The organism is Flavobacterium sp. RSB2_4_14 (assembly GCF_051547085.1).
GTDB lineage: Bacteria > Bacteroidota > Bacteroidia > Flavobacteriales > Flavobacteriaceae > Flavobacterium.
In genome coordinates, this window is sequence record NZ_JBPTTL010000009.1 from 75,546 (window position 1) to 95,196 (window position 19,651).

The 19,651-nt window shown below is 32.4% G+C and carries 22 protein-coding genes; 18 read left to right on the plus strand and 4 right to left on the minus strand.

All coding sequences use genetic code 11. The annotated features are described in order from the left end of the window. Nucleotides 1–64: 64 nt before the first annotated feature. The 4 genes from ACSVH2_RS13280 to ACSVH2_RS13295 all read left to right on the plus strand — a co-directional run bounded on the left by ACSVH2_RS13280 (nt 65) and on the right by ACSVH2_RS13295 (nt 4,788). Nucleotides 65–2,284, plus strand: a complete 2,220-nt coding sequence (locus tag ACSVH2_RS13280) for a RelA/SpoT family protein (RefSeq protein ID WP_438093665.1) — start codon at nt 65–67, stop codon at nt 2,282–2,284. Between the two features lie 93 nt (nt 2,285–2,377). Next, nucleotides 2,378–2,830: a Fur family transcriptional regulator gene (locus ACSVH2_RS13285; RefSeq protein ID WP_438093666.1), complete on the plus strand. Its 453-nt coding sequence runs from the start codon at nt 2,378–2,380 to the stop codon at nt 2,828–2,830. A 189-nt stretch (nt 2,831–3,019) separates the two neighbouring features. Further along, complete coding sequence (locus tag ACSVH2_RS13290; RefSeq protein ID WP_438093667.1) at nt 3,020–3,496, plus strand: hypothetical protein; 477 nt, start codon at nt 3,020–3,022, stop codon at nt 3,494–3,496. A gap of 20 nt (nt 3,497–3,516) precedes the next feature. After that, on the plus strand, nt 3,517–4,788 hold the full coding sequence (locus ACSVH2_RS13295; RefSeq protein WP_438093668.1) for an adenylosuccinate synthase: 1,272 nt from the start codon (nt 3,517–3,519) through the stop codon (nt 4,786–4,788). Between the two features lie 36 nt (nt 4,789–4,824). On the opposite strand, the gene ACSVH2_RS13300 is transcribed toward ACSVH2_RS13295, so the two are convergent. Then, nucleotides 4,825–5,316, minus strand: a complete 492-nt coding sequence (locus ACSVH2_RS13300; RefSeq protein ID WP_438093669.1) for a CIA30 family protein — start codon at nt 5,314–5,316, stop codon at nt 4,825–4,827. Nucleotides 5,317–5,520: 204 nt separating this feature from the next. Beyond that, entirely contained in the window at nt 5,521–7,395 is a 1,875-nt protein-coding gene (locus tag ACSVH2_RS13305; RefSeq protein WP_438093670.1) for an alpha-amylase family protein, read from the minus strand. Between the two features lie 172 nt (nt 7,396–7,567). Here ACSVH2_RS13305 and ACSVH2_RS13310 point away from each other — a divergent pair, with 172 nt between their 5' ends. The 8 genes from ACSVH2_RS13310 (at nt 7,568) to rlmH (ending at nt 14,197) form a co-directional block, all read left to right on the plus strand. Further along, nucleotides 7,568–9,247 carry an OstA-like protein gene (locus ACSVH2_RS13310; RefSeq protein ID WP_438093671.1) on the plus strand — a complete coding sequence of 560 codons (1,680 nt, stop codon included), beginning with the start codon at nt 7,568–7,570 and terminating at the stop codon, nt 9,245–9,247. Then, nucleotides 9,247–9,492: a hypothetical protein gene (locus ACSVH2_RS13315; protein ID WP_438093672.1), complete on the plus strand. Its 246-nt coding sequence runs from the start codon at nt 9,247–9,249 to the stop codon at nt 9,490–9,492. Before ACSVH2_RS13310 ends, ACSVH2_RS13315 begins: the two co-directional genes overlap by 1 nt. 25 nt (nt 9,493–9,517) lie before the next feature. Continuing rightward, nucleotides 9,518–10,720, plus strand: a complete 1,203-nt coding sequence (locus ACSVH2_RS13320; protein WP_438093673.1) for an aspartate aminotransferase family protein — start codon at nt 9,518–9,520, stop codon at nt 10,718–10,720. Between the two features lie 154 nt (nt 10,721–10,874). Beyond that, nucleotides 10,875–12,269 carry a tetratricopeptide repeat protein gene (locus ACSVH2_RS13325; RefSeq protein WP_438093674.1) on the plus strand — a complete coding sequence of 465 codons (1,395 nt, stop codon included), beginning with the start codon at nt 10,875–10,877 and terminating at the stop codon, nt 12,267–12,269. A 1-nt stretch (nt 12,270) separates the two neighbouring features. Next, entirely contained in the window at nt 12,271–12,762 is a 492-nt protein-coding gene (locus tag ACSVH2_RS13330) for an energy transducer TonB (protein ID WP_438093675.1), read from the plus strand. Further along, on the plus strand, nt 12,752–13,498 hold the full coding sequence (locus ACSVH2_RS13335; RefSeq protein ID WP_438093676.1) for a shikimate dehydrogenase family protein: 747 nt from the start codon (nt 12,752–12,754) through the stop codon (nt 13,496–13,498). Before ACSVH2_RS13330 ends, ACSVH2_RS13335 begins: the two co-directional genes overlap by 11 nt. A 25-nt stretch (nt 13,499–13,523) precedes the next feature. Next, the gene (locus ACSVH2_RS13340; protein ID WP_438093677.1) at nt 13,524–13,718 is read left to right on the plus strand and encodes a hypothetical protein; all 195 of its coding nucleotides are present in this window, start codon (nt 13,524–13,526) and stop codon (nt 13,716–13,718) included. Nucleotides 13,719–13,723: 5 nt separating this feature from the next. Beyond that, the gene (gene rlmH / locus ACSVH2_RS13345) at nt 13,724–14,197 is read left to right on the plus strand and encodes a 23S rRNA (pseudouridine(1915)-N(3))-methyltransferase RlmH (RefSeq protein WP_438093678.1); all 474 of its coding nucleotides are present in this window, start codon (nt 13,724–13,726) and stop codon (nt 14,195–14,197) included. Here the strand turns inward: rlmH and ACSVH2_RS13350 are convergent. Both ACSVH2_RS13350 and folP read right to left on the minus strand, forming a co-directional pair. After that, complete coding sequence (locus ACSVH2_RS13350; RefSeq protein ID WP_438093679.1) at nt 14,191–14,817, minus strand: hypothetical protein; 627 nt, start codon at nt 14,815–14,817, stop codon at nt 14,191–14,193. The genes rlmH and ACSVH2_RS13350 overlap by 7 nt on opposite strands. After that, nucleotides 14,814–15,632, minus strand: coding sequence for a dihydropteroate synthase (gene folP, locus ACSVH2_RS13355; protein WP_438093680.1), 819 nt, complete (start codon nt 15,630–15,632; stop codon nt 14,814–14,816). Before folP ends, ACSVH2_RS13350 begins: the two co-directional genes overlap by 4 nt. A 125-nt stretch (nt 15,633–15,757) precedes the next feature. Here folP and ACSVH2_RS13360 point away from each other — a divergent pair, with 125 nt between their 5' ends. From ACSVH2_RS13360 to ACSVH2_RS13385, 6 genes are all read left to right on the plus strand, one after another. Then, a complete protein-coding gene (locus ACSVH2_RS13360) occupies nt 15,758–16,300 on the plus strand; it encodes a DUF1599 domain-containing protein (RefSeq protein ID WP_438093681.1) in 543 nt (180 codons plus the stop codon). Nucleotides 16,301–16,312: 12 nt separating this feature from the next. Beyond that, entirely contained in the window at nt 16,313–17,401 is a 1,089-nt protein-coding gene (locus ACSVH2_RS13365) for a MauE/DoxX family redox-associated membrane protein (protein WP_438093682.1), read from the plus strand. Nucleotides 17,402–17,441: 40 nt separating this feature from the next. Continuing rightward, nucleotides 17,442–17,747 (plus strand): hypothetical protein, encoded by a 306-nt coding sequence (locus ACSVH2_RS13370; RefSeq protein ID WP_438093683.1) that lies wholly within the window; start codon nt 17,442–17,444, stop codon nt 17,745–17,747. A 25-nt stretch (nt 17,748–17,772) separates the two neighbouring features. Beyond that, nucleotides 17,773–18,276: a TlpA family protein disulfide reductase gene (locus tag ACSVH2_RS13375; protein ID WP_438093684.1), complete on the plus strand. Its 504-nt coding sequence runs from the start codon at nt 17,773–17,775 to the stop codon at nt 18,274–18,276. Next, the gene (tpiA, locus tag ACSVH2_RS13380; protein WP_438093685.1) at nt 18,276–19,028 is read left to right on the plus strand and encodes a triose-phosphate isomerase; all 753 of its coding nucleotides are present in this window, start codon (nt 18,276–18,278) and stop codon (nt 19,026–19,028) included. Before ACSVH2_RS13375 ends, tpiA begins: the two co-directional genes overlap by 1 nt. Nucleotides 19,029–19,177: 149 nt before the next feature. Beyond that, entirely contained in the window at nt 19,178–19,645 is a 468-nt protein-coding gene (locus tag ACSVH2_RS13385) for a hypothetical protein (protein ID WP_438093686.1), read from the plus strand. Nucleotides 19,646–19,651: the final 6 nt, after the last annotated feature.

Genomic DNA, 19,651 nt, shown 5'->3' on the forward strand with positions numbered 1-19,651 from the left:
TTATAATTTTCTTTTTGCACATCTCGTTTGGAATTCCTAATTTTAGGAATTCAATAAAAATGCTATGATTGAAATTGATTTAGAAGAAGAAAAAAAAGCAATTGCTCGAGAGTACAAAGAATTACTTCGCATAAGTTATCAAACGCTAACCGATTCTGATAAAAAACTAATCCGAAAAGCGTTCAACGTAGCTGTTGATGCACACAAAGACCAGCGACGAAAGTCGGGAGAAGCTTATATTTTCCACCCTATTGGTGTTGCTAAAATTGTGGCTTCCGAAATTGGACTTGGCGCCACGAGTATTGCAGCGGCTTTGATGCACGATGTGGTAGAAGACACACCTATTACAGTTGAAGAAATTGAAAAAATGTTCAATCCAAAAGTAGCCCATTTGGTAGAAGGTTTGACCAAAATTTCTCAAGTAAAAAAAGACATGAACATTTCAATGCAAGCGGAAAATTTCCGTAAAATGTTATTGACACTCAATGATGATGTTCGTGTTATCCTTATCAAACTAGCTGATCGATTGCACAACATGCAAACGATGGATTCCATGCCCGATTACAAACAAATAAAAATTGCCTCCGAAACCCTTTATATTTACGCTCCATTGGCACATCGATTAGGTTTATATAATATTAAAACAAAGCTTGAAGATTTGGGATTAAAATATACCGAACCCGAAATTTATAAAGAAATTGTCAGTAAAATTAAGGAAACCAAAGAGGAACAAGATGCCTATATTGCCACAATATCGGATGTTTTAAAAAAATCTTTAGACGAAGAAGGCGTAGAATATGTCATGAAAGGCAGACCAAAATCCATTTATTCCATCAGAAGAAAAATGGCTGCTCAAAATGTAACCTTCGAAGAAGTATATGATAAATTCGCTCTACGAATTATCTACAAATCCAATCTTCACGATGAAAAATTCTTGGCTTGGAAAATCTATTCAATAGTAACCGACCATTATCGTCCAAGTCCAAGTCGTTTGCGTGATTGGATATCATCACCAAAATCAACAGGTTATGAAGCGCTTCACATTACAGTAATGGGACCAAAAGGTCGTTGGGTAGAAATTCAAGTGCGAAGCGAACGCATGGATGAAATTGCCGAAAAAGGATATGCGGCACATTACAAATATAAACAAGGAGCAACCGAAGAAAGCGGTTTAGACACTTGGCTCAACCTTTTGAAAGAAGCACTTGAAAGTTCTGAAACCAATGCGGTAGATTTTGTAGAAGATTTCAAAATGAATCTTTACGCTAAGGAAATATTTGTTTTTACTCCCAAAGGTGAAATAAAATCATTGCCCAAAGGTGCCACTTCACTCGACTTTGCGTTTAGTATTCACTCCGAAATTGGCATTAAAACAAGAGGAACACGAGTAAACGGAAAGCTTGTTCCTTTAAACTACGAATTAAAAAGTGGTGATCAAATTGAAGTAATAACTTCTGTTCATCAAAAACCAACCATCAACTGGCTTGATTATGTAACGACTTCGAGAGCTAAAAATAAAATCAGGAACGTTCTCAACGAAAATACCAAGAAAATTGCTGAAGACGGAAAAGAATTATTGACAAGAAAACTAAAACATTTAAAAATTACATTGAATGAAAATGTAGTCAATGAATTAGTGAATTTTTTTAAACTCAAAACCAGTCTGGATTTATTTTATCGCATGGGAATTGGTTCTATCGAAAACCAACAACTTAAGGATTATGCTGCTCAAAAAAGTAATACTTTAATGAATTTCTTTAAGAGTAAAATTAAACGTTCCCCGAGTTCAAATCCAGAAGACATTAATAAGCAAGAACTAAACAAGAATTTTGACATGCTTGTTTTTGGTTCGGAGCAAGATAAATTAGACTATAAATTATCGTCTTGTTGCAACCCAATTCCAGGAGATGATGTGTTTGGTTTTATCACTATTAATGAAGGAATCAAAGTGCATAAAAAAGATTGTCCCAATGCTATTACGCTACAATCCAATTATGCTTACCGAATTATGCAAGCCAGATGGATTGACTCTTCACAACAAGAATTTAAAGCCATATTGAAAATTACAGGAATGGATAGTTTGGGATTGACCAATGAATTGACCAAAGTAATTTCCAATAATATGCACGTTAATATTCAGAGTATTTCACTGAGCGGAGAAGCTGGAATTTTCAACGGACAAGTGGCTGTAGTAGTTCAAAACAATACCATTTTAAAAAAATTAATTGATAACATAAAAAAAATTGATGGCGTTGATAAAGTAACAAGGGTTTATACCAATTGATAAATGCTTTGTTATCAACAAATCGTTTAAAACTTTGCCCTAAGTTTTGAGATTAAACTTTTAAACTTTTAAACTAAAAACTATCTTTGTCCCATGACACTAATTGCCACTGATAATTCAAAAAATCAAGAGACTGTAAAAAATGTTTTTACATTATATCTTGAGAACAAAGGCCACCGAAAAACGCCTGAGCGCTATGCTATTCTTCAGGAAATTTACGATAGCGAAGAGCATTTTGATATTGAAAATTTGTATATCAAGATGAAAAACAAGAACTATCGCGTTTCTCGTGCTACTTTATACAATACTATCGAACTTTTATTAGATTGTGGTTTAGTGCGCAAACACCAGTTTGGCCAAAATCAAGCGCATTATGAAAAGTCTTATTTCGACAAACAACACGACCACATCATCATGACTGACACAGGCGAAGTTATTGAATTTTGCGATCCAAGAATTCAAACCATCAAACAAACTATAGAAGAAATATTTGGAATTGAAATTCACAACCATTCTCTATACTTCTACGCTAACAAAAAAGAATAATTTTTACTTATAATGAGACTGAAACATAAGCACTTTTTATCTATTGCATTTTTATTATTTTTTTTAATATATTTTTCAATAAACTGCTCAGCTCAAAGACTCCCTTCTGAGGAAGAAACCCTAAGATACCATAAAGACCACACCGAAAACGGATTGATTTTCGGCACCATTACGTTTCCAACAAAAAAAATGAGGTTTGACAACTATAGTCTTCTAGTTAATTTCATCACCTCTGATAAAAAATTGCGTCGTAAATATTCAGAAAACATTAAAATAGATCCTACTATGTTTGTTGGTGAGCATTATGGAGAACTCGAAGGAGGTAAAACGTACCTTTTTGTCATGGAAAAAGAACCTGGAAAATATGACATTCCTTACTTAAAATTTACCATTTTTAAACTCTTCGATGCTGCCCCAAGTTTTACATCAATTTCAAATTTCTCTATTCCATTTCAAGTTAATAAAGGAGAAATAACTTATATTGGAGAAATAAAAATAAATGAATATGCTCAAAATAATGAACGTATAATAACCCTCGAAGATAAATTTGAAAGGGATAAAAACGCTATGAAAAATAGATTTAAAATGGTTAACTGGGATTTAGCAGTAAACTCTAAATTAGAACTCGTTCATCCGAATGGTGATGAAAAAATAAGCAACTACTAATAAAATACAACAACACGACAATGACTGTAGATTTACTACTCGGATTACAATGGGGCGATGAAGGCAAAGGAAAAATAGTTGACGTACTTACTTCAAAATATGACATTATCGCTCGTTTTCAAGGCGGACCAAACGCAGGACACACTTTAGAATTTGACGGAATTAAACACGTTTTGAGAACAATTCCTTCTGGGATTTTTCACAGTAACAATATTAATATAATTGGAAATGGTGTCGTAATTGACCCAGTAGTTTTCAAAAGCGAAGTAGATGGTTTGGCAAAATTTAATCTTGATTTAAAATCAAAATTGATTATTTCTCGTAAAGCGCATTTGATTTTACCAACACACCGTTTGCTCGATGCGGCTTCTGAAGCATCAAAAGGGAAAGCCAAAATTGGTTCAACTTTGAAAGGAATTGGTCCAACTTATATGGACAAAACGGGTAGAAACGGAATTCGTGTAGGCGATATTGAACTAGCTGATTTCAAAGAACGTTACAGAGCTTTGGCAGACAAACATGAAGCCATGATTGCATTTTATGATGTAAATATTCAATATAATTTGGCAGAAATGGAAACAGAATTCTTTGAGGCCATTGAAGATTTAAAAAAATTAAACTTCATTGATAGCGAAGAATATTTGGCACAAGCACAGAAAGCTGGAAAATCTATTCTTTGTGAAGGTGCGCAAGGTTCATTATTGGACGTTGATTTTGGAACCTATCCATTCGTAACCTCATCCAATACTACGGCTGCTGGTGCTTGTACAGGTTTGGGCATTGCTCCAAATAAAATAAAAGAAGTTTTTGGAATTTTCAAAGCTTACACCACACGTGTAGGTTCTGGTCCATTTCCTACGGAAGATTTTGGCGATGCTGGTGATGTGATGGCAAAAGTGGGCAACGAATTTGGTTCTGTTACCGGAAGAAAACGTCGTTGTGGTTGGTTGGATTTAGTGGCCTTGAAATATGCTATACAAATTAATGGTGTTACCCAATTGATGATGATGAAAGGCGATGTGCTTTCTGGGTTTGAAACGTTGAAAGTAGCTACAGCTTATAATTACAAGGGCGAAATCATCAAACATTTACCTTATAACATCGAAGAAGAAAATGTAACCCCAATTTACACCGAGTTCAAAGGATGGCAAGCTGATTTAACTGGTATGACAACTTATGAAACTTTACCAAAGGAACTTAAAGAATACATTGAATTCATAGAAAAGGAAGTGGAAGTACCAATAAAAATAGTATCGGTTGGACCAGATAGAAAGCAAACGATAACAAGATAAATTATAAAAGCCAAACTAATAAAAGTTTGGCTTTTTTCATATTACTTCAATTTTATCAATTAGTAGTTTGAAATTTTCATTTCGTTTATTACTGATTAAAAAAGCAATCTCTGCTAAACTTGCACCATCATAATTAGGAATATCCAATGTTCTTCCTCTGAATGAGGCATACATTTCAGAAATAGGTATTTCAATTCTTTGCCAATCGGTTGTAGTTTGAAATTCATAAATATAGGAATAATAATCTCCACGTTTTGATTTCGCTCTGAACTGGTATTTTTTGCCATCACCTTTCAATCGGATATAGAAAAATTTATTTTCCTTTATCGAAATTGGCTTGAGATAATATTTTACCGAACAAAATCCACCATTGTTTTCAGTTGTAACGCTTCCGCTAAACACAGCATTACCATTACCATCAATAGAAAATTCGCTTGATGAAAGTCCACCCATAACTCCGTCATCAACAATATTCCAATTATCAATATTGCTTTTCTCGCTAAAATCAAAAAGTAGAACCGGATTCATAATAAAAGAGACTAAAATAAATAAAAACATAACACCAATATTTTAAAAAATAAAAATAATGCAATTACAATTTCAGCTCATAACTTTAACATAATTAAGTTGATAAATAACAATTGTTTAATCACAATAAAAACTAGGCATTAATTTTTCTCAACACAAAACCCATTTCAGTTGAAATGGGTTGTTGATAATTGTAAATTGAATTTATAATTTAAAAATAAAACTCTCACTTGGTTTTACACTAAGCTTTAGATTTCCGACTCCGTTTGTCACATTTAGTTGTGCTGTACTTCCATACAGTTGGTCGGTAACAGTATAATTTCCGTCAGCTAAGCTCCATATTGAAATAACATCTGCTGGAACAATGAGGTCAAAATTACTAGTAGTTACCCAAGAAAAATTGACTACTACAATAAGTTTTTCATTGTCAGTATAACGAACATAAGAATACATTCCGGCATCGTAATTTTTAGTTTCATTTCGGTTTGTAGTTTGTATTTCTTGAAACTTCCCCATCAAGGCATCACTTTTCAGAGTGAAATTGAGCAAACGAGAATAAAAATCGCGTAAGTCTTTTTCTTTTGGCGTTAATTGTCCACCGTCAAACTTGCCTTCATTCATCCAACGTTGATGACTTGGAACACCAACATAATCAAAAATTGAAGTCCGTGACCGATTTCCAAAACCGCCATTTTCATTACCTGCTTCACCTACTTCTTGTCCAAAATAAATCATCGTTGGTGAAGAACTTATTGTTGCCGAAACTACCATCAAGGGCTTTCCTTTTTCAGGTGATCCAGCAAATTCAGGGCTTGCTAATCGTTGTTCATCATGATTATCCAAAAAGTGTAACATGTTATGCTCAATATCCATCATGCCTTGTTGTATTTCCGAAAGTGGATCAGGCATTGCATTTCCTTGAATTACGGCTTTTAAATGGTCGTAAGTTTCCACTTTATCATACAAATAATCCATTTTACCAAGCTTAATGTAATTTCTATATTCCTTCGGATTATAAACTTCAGCTAGTAAAAAAGCATTGGGATTTTTCATCTTGATAGCTGAATTCATGTAACTCCAAAATTCGTAAGGCACCATTTCGGCCATGTCATATCGGAAACCATCTACACCTTTAGCTGTCCAATACAAAGCAATATCTTTAAATTTTTTCCAAGAATTAGGAACATCTTTGTCTTGCCAATAAGCAAAATGCGCTTTGTAATCTTTGTTATCATAGCCAGCTGGCAATTCAGGGAAATCTTTGGAACCATCAGGTTTGATACCGTAGTTTACTTTCACGGTTTCATACCAATCGTTGATATCGGGTTTGGCTGCGCGTGATCCATTTCCGGTCCATTTGGCTGGAAATTCTGTGAACTTACCATCAATCAACGGATTTTTTTCACCACCAAGAGGTTTATAATTGTCTGATGTTGGCACTTCAAATGCTTTACCTGGAATGTAATAAAAGTTGTTGTTGCGAGCATATTCTACCGAAGTATCATCATCAGCACCAAAGTCTTTCACACCTTTAGGATTGCTCAAACTATTATAATTTCTAGCAATATGATTGGGAACAATATCAATAATAACTTTCAAACCATTCTTATGCGAACGGGCAATCAAGGCTTCAAACTCTTCCAATCTTTTGGCTGGATTTACGGCTAAATCAGGATTGACATTATAATAATCCTTTACAGCATAAGGTGAACCTGCACGACCTTTCACCACATCGGGATCATCATTGGAAATGCCATATTTTGTATAATCTCTAATAACGCCATGATGCGGAACTCCAGTATACCAAATATGGGTTACTCCCAGTTTCTTGATTTCCTGAAGTGCTTTATCTGTAAAATCGTTGAACTTCCCAACACCGTTTTCTTCAATTGTTCCCCAAGGTTTGTTGGTCGTGTTTTTGTTCCCAAACAATCTTGTAAAAACTTGATAGACTACTGCTTTTTTGGGTTGCACAACAACCTCGGTTTTATTCTTCATAGGGGTTTTTGATTTTTTTTGGGCAAAAGTTATACTCACAGCACAACACAAAGCCAATACTAATAAAACTAATTTTTTCATATCATTTATACTTATCAATTTTAGCGACAAGACATAGACACAAATATAAAGATTTGATTGAAATAACGAGTAACATAAATAATTCTTAATAAAGAAAATGATTGTCTCTAATTTCATAAATTTGCAAACTCGAGACCATAAGGTCGAACTGAACGAAGTTAAATCAAAACACTTGAAAAAGTTACTTTTTTCCATCGGATTATTGCTTTTTGTCTTGACAAATCTTCAAGCACAAAAATCATCCAAAATAAACGTAGAATACTCCGATTTTGCAGATAGAAATCAAGATGAAATTCCCGATGCTTTGCTCTTGCGTGGCAATGTCAGAATAAGACATGAAGGCGTTTTATTCACTTGTAACAAAGCTTATTTTTTTGAAAAAGAAAATTATTTAAAAGCTTTTGGTGAAGTACAAATGGTTCAAGGTGATACACTTTTCTTGAACAGTAAATATGCCGAATATAGTGGTGAAGTAAAGAAAGCGTATGCAACAGGTAATGTAATTATGCGTTCGCCCGAATCGACCTTAGTAACTGATACCATTAATTTTGATAGAAATACTCAAGAAGCTTATTACAATTCTCTTGGGATTATAACGAATAAAGATAATATACTGAGAAGTAAATCAGGAAAATATTATGCTAATGAAAAAAAGTTTAAGTTCTTGACAGCCGTTTCTATTACCAATCCTAAATACACCATTAAGTCTAATCATTTAGATTATTATACCAATTCTGGTCACTCTTATTTGTTTGGTCCATCAACCATTACAAGCAAAGAAAATTTCATTTATACCGAAAAAGGATTTTATGATACTAAGAAGAATTTCGCTTATTTCAAAAAAAACTCCTATATCAAATACAAAGACCGACGCATTGAAGGTGACAGTTTATATTATGATCGAAACCGAGAATATGCCTCTGCAACCAACAACGTAAAAATCACCGACACGATTAACAAAGGTATCATAAAAGGACATTACGCGGAAATTTTTCGAAATCTGAAAACCGAAAAAGACTCGATGATGATTACCAAAAGAGCTGTAGCGATAACATTAGTTGACAAAGACTCTATGTATATTCATGGTAAAAAAATGTTGATTACTGGCAAACCAGGTGAACGAATCGTGAGAGCATTTAATAATGTTCGTTTCTACAAAACAGATATGAGCGGAAAATGTGATTCCATCCATTCCGACCAAAAAACAGGTTTGACCAAACTGATAAAAAATCCAATTCTGTGGAATTACGAAAACCAAATGACAGGTGATATCATGCATCTCATTGGAAACAAACAAACAGAAAAACTAGACTCGCTCAAGGTGTTAAACAATGCTTTTATTATTTCAAAAGATACACTAAGCACTGGATACAATCAGGTGAAAGGACAAAATCTGTATGGGAAATTTGAAGATAACAAATTAAGAGAAGTGGATATCGTCAAAAACACCGAAGTCATTTATTACATGCGAAATGACAATCAAGAATTGATAGGAATTAATAAAAGTGTGAGTAGTAAAATCAACATGATTTTGGATAAAAATACTATTGAAACCATAACAAATTTCAATCAAATTGATGGTGATATTTATCCCGAAAAAGATTTACCCGAAAATGCTCGGAAATTGCGTGGCTTCATTTGGCGTGGTGATGAACGAATAAAAACCAAAGAAGATATTTTTCCTCCAGAAGAAAATGAACTCGATGCCAAAATTCAGGCCGAAAAAAAAGTAGAAATGGCTAAAGAGAATAAACCATTAGAACCCAGTGCAGCAACGTTGAACTACGATAAAAAAAACACAAAACCAAAAGTAAAAAGTAAAGAAGCTAATTCTAAACCAATGGTCAAGTAATGGTAACACAAATTTGCCCTAAGTGTAAAAAAGATGCTTTCACATGGCATGAAAGTGATGTATTACCTAATATAACGGTTTGGAGTTGTAATGCTTGTCCGCTACAAATATTTGAAGACGACAGCGACGAGGAACTTTGTGAAAATTGCAACGAAGTAACTAAAACCTTTTTGAGAAGCCAGGAGGAACAATTCAATTGGTGTTCAAATTGTAATACGGTAACGAATTACCAAAAAAACGAATAATACGATTGTCTAAAAGTTCGTCATAATGAAAGAAGATTTCCTAAAATACCAAGCACAAACATCGCCTTATCCACTTGGGATGAGTGTTTTTTATGCCTTAGGTTCATATATATATAGTTGCGATAGTAAAAAATATTTAGATTTTGTGGCTGGTGTTTCGGCATGTAGTTTGGGACATCAACATCCTAGAGTTAATCAAGCCATCAAAAATCAATTAGACAAATATTCACACGTTATGGTGTATGGCGAATATACACAACATCCTGCGGTTGCGTATTGTAAATTATTAGTAGAAAATTTACATCCAAGTTTAAACAAAGTATATCTAGTAAATTCTGGAACCGAAGCTTGCGAAGGAGCATTAAAATTAGTTCGCAGAGTTACTGGCAGAAGTCAGTTGATTTCCTGTCACAATGCTTATCATGGCAATACCATGGGTTCGATGAGTGTGATGGGATTTGAAGAACGCAAACAAATTTTTCGTCCTTTAATTCCCGATGTAGATTTTATTACGTTCAATAACGAAGAAGATATTCAAAAAATAACCACTAAAACTGCTGGAATAATTTTGGAAAGTATTCAAGGTGGCGCAGGTTTTATCGAACCTCAAAATGATTTCTTAGCCAAAGTTAAAAAACGTTGTTCCGACGTTGGAGCATTAATGATTATTGACGAAATCCAACCAGGTTTTGGCAGAACCGGAAAACTATTTGGCTTTGAAAACTACAATGTGGTTCCTGATGTTGTAATTATTGGAAAAGGAATGGCTGGCGGAATGCCTGTTGGCGGATTTATAGCCAATGATAAATACATGGATTTATTAAGCCATGATCCAAAACTAGGACACATTACTACTTTTGGCGGACATCCTGTCATAGCTGCAGCTTGTTTAGCTACTTTAGAAGAAATATTAGAAAAAGATTACGCTAATCAATCCTTAACTAAAGAAAAATTATTTCGAGAGCTTTTGGTACATCCTTTGATAGAAGAAGTTAGAGGAAAAGGATTAATGCTAGCGGCGATGACAAAAAATCCTGAAATTACCAATAAAGTAATTTTTAAATGCCAAGATAAAGGGTTGATTTTATTCTGGTTATTATTCGAAGGTTGCGCTATCAGAATTACTCCTCCATTAACTATATCTGAAGATGAAATCAGAGAAGGTTGCGCTATAATTATAGAGGCGATGAATGAAGTTATGAATGAAGAGTTAAGATTAACGAATTAAGATTGCAGATTTTTTTACTTCTAAAATCAAAAATCGTTACTCATCAATCACAAATCAATTGTTAATTAAATTGTTTACAACAATAATTGCAATTCACTAAAAAAAGCACACTGATTATCTACTTTTATTAAGGATAATTTTAAAACCTACTATTATGCACTTGGATCACGACGAAGAAGATTACAACTTATCCTTATCGAAATTCGAATCCATGTTGAAAACCAACAAAGTATTCTTTTTTGACTCGGAGGAATTTGAGGAAATCATTCTGCATTACCTCGATATGGGCAAAGCCACTTTGGCAAAAAAAGCGCTAAAGTTGGGATTAGAACAGCACCCAAAATCTACAGGATTAAAATTGGTTCAAGTAGAAATGTTGGTTTATGATGACAAGTTGGATCAAGCAGAAAAATTATTGAATGAGCTATTTGCTATTGAACCTACTAACGAAGAAATATTTATCCAAAAAGCCAATATTTATTCCAAAAGAGACCAACATGACAAAGCAGTAGAGTTTTTAAAAACAGCGCTGAAGTACACTGAAGATTTTGCTGATGTGTATAACTTAATTGGTATGGAATATCTTTTTATGGACAATTTAGAATTGGCAAAAGAGAATTTCATTAAATGTTTGGAAGAAGATTTTGAAGACCAATCGGCATTATATAATGTAGTGTATTGTTTTGAATTTTTAGACCAAAATCTAGAAGCCATTGAATATCTAAAAACCTATATAGATAGAAATCCATATAGCGAAATTGCATGGCATCAATCTGGCAGACTTTATTATGGTGTGAAAGATTATGAAAATGCCGTTCGAGCTTTTGAATTTGCCACCTATATCGATGATGAATTCATTGGCGCTTTCATGGAAAAAGGTAAAGCTTTGGAAAGATTGAAACGATATGAAGAAGCGATTGAAAGCTACAACCGAACAATAGAATTAGATGATCCAACTTCTTATGCACTACTTCGCATTGGGAAATGTCATGAAAAATTAGGGCACAAAGCAGAAGCTCTAAAATATTTTAATAAAACAGTTCATGAAGATCCGCTTTTAGACAAAGGTTGGATAGCTATTACTGATTATTATGTTCGCCAAAAAAATTATCAAAAAGGACTCTATTATGTAAACAAAGCGTTAGCCATAGATGATCAAAACCGTTTATATTGGAAACGATTTGCTACCATCAATAAAGCGATGGATAATTTTGAAGAAGCGGAGTTTGGCTATAGAAAAGCGGTTGAACACGGCGATTATCAATTAGATACTTGGTTGTTTTGGGTAGATATGATGAGAGAAATGGGTGAATATAATAATGCTATTCTAACTTTGGTTCAAGCTGCAGAATATTTTCCTGAAGAATATGAAATCGAATATCGTTTGGCTGGATTGCATTTAATGCTTAATGAGGAGGAAAAAGGAAACTTTCATTTGAGTAATGGTTTGCGATTAAATTTTAAACACAACACTATGCTTTCATCATTATTTCCAATGGTTTGGGAAAGACAATCTGTTCAAGACTATATTGCAAAACACAAAAAATAATATGAAAAAGAAAATTCTATTTTCTTGTTTAATACTTTTAGTAGTAGCACAAGTACAAGCTATTGTTTCCAATTCAAAAACTATAAGTTACCCTAAACTATCAAAAGTAAAAAGTAATAAAAATATTCAAAAAGTTAACAAAGTAACTTCGGAAAATATTGAATTATTTAAGAAAACAGAAGACACCACAGTATATGCTGAAACTAGTCTAAAAGTTAAACCTGAATATCCTGGCGGAGTTGAAACGTTTAAAGCCCATATTAATATTGTTTTAGAAAACCCAAAAAACATAAAAGGAGAAATAGTAGTTTGCTTTATTATTGAGAAGAATGGGAGCTTATCCAAAATTAAAGTTTTAAAAGGAATAGATGATGAAACAGATAAAGAAATTTTAAAAGTATTAAAACATTCTCCCAAATGGAAACCAGGTGAAAAAGACGGACAAAAAGTAAGATGCATGATTCCATTATTTTTAACTATAAATGGACAATAACCAAAGACTTTATGGTCTCATCGGAAAAAATATTTCCTATTCCTTTTCTAAAAAATATTTTAGTGAAAAATTTGCTTTAGGAAATCTTGTTGAATGTTCTTATGAAAATTTTGACATTCAAACAATCGAAGAATTTCCCAATTTAATTGCCAATAATCCTAACTTAAAAGGATTAAACGTTACTATTCCTTATAAAGAAGCTGTAATTCCTTATTTAAATAAATTATCTAAAAACGCAGCTCAAATTGGCGCCGTAAATGTTATTCGTTTCACCAAAAAAGGGAAACTTAAAGGTTATAATTCTGACTATTACGGATTTATGAAATCTTTAAAACCATTATTACAACCACATCACAAAAAAGCACTAATTCTGGGAACTGGTGGTGCTGCAAAAGCAGTCGCCTTTGCACTAGACCAACTCGAAATTCTATACACCTTTGTAACTCGTGAAGAAAAAGCTGGCATGATTGATTATGATCGAATTAATGTTACAACCTTTGACAATTACCATATTTTCATCAATTGTACACCTTTAGGAACAAGTCCAAACATTGAAGAATTCCCACCAATTCCCTATAATTTCTTCACCGATAAACACATCGCCTTTGATTTAATATACAATCCAGAGGAAACACAATTTTTGAAAAAAGCAAAGAAAAAAGGTGCCGTTACAAAAAATGGTTATGACATGTTAGTACTTCAAGCAGAAAAAGCATGGAAGATTTGGAATAAATAATTTAATAACACTTAAAACTTAAACCATGGAACCAAAAAGTAGAAGAAGAAGAATTTTTTTAGCCCTTTTATTTTTATTTTCAGTATTGAATTTTAATAGAATGGATGGAAATGAAAATATTAGAACCGTACAATTTTTATCCATTTTTGCTATGGGAATTTTATTTGGACTGCTAATAAGAGAAATTGTGGAAGCCTATAAAACCAAGCAACAGGAGTAATTTCTATGAATATTAAGCTTATTGCTATTGGCAAAACCGACAATAAATCATTACAAACGCTGATTGACGATTATACAAAACGTTTGTCTTTCTATATCAAGTTTGATTTAGAGATTATTCCCGATATTAAAAACGTAAAAAATCTTTCGGAAAGTCAGCAGAAAGAAAAAGAAGGCGAATTGATTTTATCAAAACTTGCTCCAACCGACCAATTGATTTTATTAGACGAAAACGGCACCACATTTTCAAGTATAGGATTTTCCGATTATTTGCAAAAAAAGATGAATTCTGGTGTGAAAACATTAGTTTTTGTAATTGGTGGACCTTATGGTTTTAGCGAAGAGATTTATAAAAAAGCACAAGGAAAAGTTTCACTCTCCGAGATGACTTTTTCACACCAAATGGTACGGTTATTTTTTATTGAACAATTGTATCGTGGGTTTACTATTTTAAAAAATGAACCCTACCATCATCAATAAATATAATCCAAATTGTAATTAATAGTTATTCCTTTTTTGGTCAATAACTTTTTTACAAAAAATTTTGTTTCGATATATCTCCCAAAAGACATCTGTTTATCGTAAGCAAAACAAACTTTCATGCTCCTACTGTTTGACAAAGTATCTAAAAATCCTTGTAACTCATTTTTAGAAAAAATGTCATTCCCAACTCTAACCAAGCCATATTTATTCATATAAATATTAAAAGAATTGGGATTTTCTAATTTGTATTTGACTTTCGTAAAAGGGAAAAAAGCCATAGTTTTCTTTACGGTATCATTATAAGTAAAATAATTTTCAGAAGTTTCGCTTTTATGCATACTTCCTTCTTTTTTTGATTGTAATTTTTTTACCTCCAAAATTACCTTTCGCAACGGCAACCTTTTATCAACATTGAACAACCAATTGGTTGAACTAATCGTGCTTTTTCTATTTACATCCACAAGCGTATCTTCTCCTTGAATTTTGAAAAATAAATAAACCGGCGAATGATCTTTCACATCTGCAACAACAGTTTCAGCTGCCATTGGCAATAATACTTCTTTATCTTGGCAAGCAAACAAAAAACAACAAAATCCTAGTAGGAAGATTTTTTTCATAATTGTGATACTAATTTTATACATTCTACAGCTTCTTTTACATCATGAACTCTTAGAATATTAGCACCTTTTTGCAGCGCTATTGTATTCAAAACTGATGTGCCATTTAATGCCAATTCAGCTTTAGTTTCCAAGGTTTTATATATCATTGATTTTCTGGAAACACCAACCAATATTGGCAATTCGAGCATTTGAAATAACTCTAAATTACTCATAACCTCAAAATTTTGTTCCAATGTTTTAGCAAAGCCAAATCCTGGATCGATAATTATATCATTTATTCCAAAACTTCTCGCTTTTGCTACTTTTTCGGAAAAATAAAACAACATTTCTTTGACTATATTTTCATACTGTGTTAGAGTTTGCATCGTTTGTGGATTGCCTTTCATGTGCATCATAATATAGGGCACTTGAAGGTCAGCTACCGTTTGCATCATTTTTTTGTCCAAACTACCAGCCGAAATATCATTTATAATGCATGCACCACTATTAATAGCACTTTTGGCAACATTAGCACGAAAAGTATCTATAGAAATTAAGGTTTCGGGAAAATTTTTCAAAACCAATTCAATGATAGGAAGCAATCGGTTAATTTCTTGTTCTTCAGAAACGAATTCTGCATTAGGTTTACTTGAATAAGCTCCGATATCAATAAAAGTAGCACCTTCCAAAAGCATTTTCTCTACTTGTAAAAGAATGCTATTTTCATCGGAATATTTGCCACCATCATAAAAAGAATTGGGCGTAACATTTAATATCCCCATAACTTTAGGCGAAGACAAATCAACCAGATTTCCGAGACAATTGATGGTCATTTTTATTCTTAATTGAGTTATAAGATTTTGTACTTTGTACTTCAATCTTTATTCTTTACTTTTGACACGCGGCGTTTTGGTAGAACAGTACGTAGCAAAAAAATTTGATACAAATATACACTGAAATGAGTAATACTTCTCAAGAATATGACAAGGTTATCGCGATTTGTCGACAACTGTATAGCAACAAAATGAAAGACTACGGAAGTGCTTGGAGAATCTTGAGACTACCTTCGTTGACCGATCAAATCTTTATAAAAGCACAACGTATTAGAAGTTTACAACAAAACGAAATTCGTAAAGTAGATGAAGATGAAACGGGAGAATTTATTGGAATTATCAACTATTCCATCATGGCTTTAATTCAATTGGATTTAGGAGTTGTAGAACAACCCGATTTGGAGATAAATAAAGCCATGGAATTATATGACGAAAAAGTAGCTTTAACAAAATCATTGATGGAAGATAAAAATCATGATTATGGCGAAGCTTGGCGCGACATGCGTGTTAGTTCCTTAACTGATTTGATTTTACAAAAATTGCTTCGTGTAAAGCAAATAGAAGACAATAAGGGAAAAACTTTAGTTTCAGAAGGAATTGATGCTAATTATCAAGATATGATAAACTATGCTGTTTTTGCATTAATTTTAATGAAATTTGGACAATAAAAATTTAACATTATGAGTGTTTCAAAAAACAATATTACTTGGGGAATTCGAATTTTAATTTCCTTTTTATTTCTACTTTCGGCTGTCGCCAAATTGTATCCTTCACCCTATTTTGCCATTTCAACCTTTGAAGTAAAGCAACTTTATCCAATGGGATTTTCGGAGAGTTTTGCTCCTTATTTTTCTAGAATTCTCATAGGGATAGAATTAGCTTTAGGATTATTGCTATTACAAAAAAACTTCTTGAGAAGTTTAGTAATTCCTGCTACCATTCTACTATTGGCAGTTTTTACAACCCATTTAACTATTGAAACCATTCAAAATGGTGGTAATGCTGGAAATTGTGGTTGCTTTGGAAGTTTACTGCCAATGACACCTATTGAAGCTATTATTAAAAATGTTATAGCCATGATTTTATTGGGTTGGTTATTCATAATTATGCAAAAAACTTCCGAAAGAAAAGATAACTTTTGGGTATTAACTACAGTAACTTTTGCCTCTATTTTATTGTTATTTATGATTGCTCCAATACAACCTATAGAAAGCAAATTTACTGTTTCAACTCCAGAAGAAACTATAACAGATACTGTGCCAGTAACAACTATTGATACATCAACCGCTATTAAAGTTACTGATACTATAAAAAAAGTTTCTGCTACCAAAGAAGTTGTGAAAGTTGAAAGTAATGAACCAGAAAAAAAGAAATCAGGCTATGCTCAATATTTTTCATCTATTGATAAAGGTAGAAAAACACTTTGTTTCTTCGTTCCTGGTTGTGACCACTGTCGCGTAGCCGCAAAAGAATTGACCGAATTAAGAAAAACAACTAAAGACTTTCCTGAAATTTCAATCATTTTTATGAATGAAGAAGCCGACTTAATTCCTGCTTTTTTTAAAGAAGCTGGAGCTGAATATCCTTATAAAATAATTGAAGTTATTCCTTTTTGGAATGTGCTTGGATCAAAAAGAGATACACCAGGCATAAAATATCTTTGGAATGGAAATGAACTTAAATATTATGATGGCATAAATGCCAATAAATTTGATGTCAAAGATTTTCAAAAATTGATAAATAAATCCTATTCTGAACTGAAAAAATAATTTTTTTCACTACATTTATTTATTACAAAATCTGTTTATTATGCTAAAATATATAATGTCTAAAAGTTTATACCATAGAGGACTTATAGGAATAGGATTCTGTGTAGTTGTTTTTATCATAGGATATTTTATACTCAATCATATATCTACAATGGAAGATCCACCATTAGGCAATACTATATATATTTTGGTTGGTAGTGCATTAACTTTTTTATCGGTTCTTGGTGTTATTTTGATTTTAAAATATATGTATGATAGCAAAAAGAAAAAGGAAAGACGCCAACGAAGAAGAAAAAATCACAGATTATTTTATTTAAAAGACTCTGCTAAAAATCAAAAAACCTAATTTTAATAATTGAATTCAAATAAAAATGAAAAAAATATACCTATGTATGATTGTTGCTATCACTAGTTTTGCATGTTCTAATGCACAAAAAAAAGAGTTTTCAAAAGAAAGCTTGACCAAAAAAATGACTACTTTAGAAAATACTGAAATTACATTTAAAGAAGTATTAAAAAAACACAAAGGAAAAGTAACTGTAATTGAAGTTTGGGCTTCATGGTGTAGTGATTGTGTAAAAGCTATGCCAAAAGTGAAAGAAATGCAAGCCAATAACCCAACGGTTGACTACATTTTTATTTCTATGGATAAAGCTTTTGACAAATGGCAAGCCGGAATTGAAAAACACGAACTAAAAGGAGATCAATATTGGGTAAATGATGAAAAAATGATGAAAGGAGAATTTGGAAAATCAATAGATTTAGACTGGATTCCTCGATATATTATTTTGGATAAAAATGGTAAAATCATTACCTATCGCGCTATTGAAACAGATTTTGAACAAATTAATGAGACTTTAAAAAAATTAGAATAATGAGACAAAAGATTGTTGCTGGAAATTGGAAAATGCATAAAAATGCTGAAGAAACAGAAGATTTATTAAATGAATTAATTGATAAATTACCAAACGATATCGAGGCACAGATTATTGTTGCGCCAACATTTGTAAACCTTTCATCGGCTGTTGATCATTTAGAATTTACAAACATTGGTGTTGCAGCACAAAATATGCATCAAAATGAAAGTGGTGCTTTTACTGGTGAAATTTCGGCAGATATGTTGAAAAGCATTGGTGTGAATATTGTAATCCTAGGACATTCAGAGCGTCGCGCCTATTTTCATGAAACTGATGCCATTTTAGCTCAAAAAGTTACTACAGCTTTAAAACATGATATGACTGTTATATTTTGCTTTGGCGAAGAATTAAAAGACAGACAAAACAAACAACATTTTAATGTAGTAGAAAATCAATTGCGAGATGGTTTATTTCATCTAGAAAATAAAGATTGGGAACAAATAGTCTTGGCATACGAACCTGTTTGGGCTATTGGAACAGGTGAAACTGCGTCTCCAGAACAAGCACAAGAAATGCATGAATTTATTAGAGAAACCATCCGAAAAAGATTTGGAAGTGATGTAGCCGAAGATGTTTCTATTTTATATGGTGGCAGTGTAAAACCTGATAATGCAAAAGAGATTTTCTCAAAACCAGATGTTGATGGTGGTTTGATTGGTGGTGCTGCACTTAAAGCTGAAGATTTTGCCGCAATCGTAAAGTCTATTTAAGAAAAAAAATATAATTCAATTTAAAAACCTTTCATATATGAAAGGTTTTTTTTATTAAAAAAATCAATTTAATGCATTTTATCGATTTTATTTGCTTTTAATCGAATTTAATTAATATTTTTAACCCCAATAAATGTCAAGCAAATCAAATGAAAACAAAAATCCTCTTTCTACTCTTTTGCCTATTCAGTTTGAATGCGCAATCACAAATTGATATCCAAAAACGTTTCCAATCCGATTCTAGAAAATACTACATCTGGAATAGTGATCATGATAAATATGAACTACAGGAAACAGAATATGAAAATTCAGTGATTGATATTCGAGAAATCGGTTCAAAAACTAATGGTTATATAATTATATCAATGATTGACAATGGGCAAAGCAGATTGCACCATGGCTCAATTTATAATTATTCAAAAGACAGTGATAATGAAGGTTCGTGGTCAATACAATCTAAATTTATAAGAGCTAAACTTACTTATAATCCTAAAGATAATACCATCACCTATCTTTATGATGCAGACAGTAAACGATACCGAAAATTAATGATTTTTAATGTGGCACCAGATGATTTGCCTAATGCAAGTTTGAAAGCAATTGTAAAATCAGATTAAATTTCT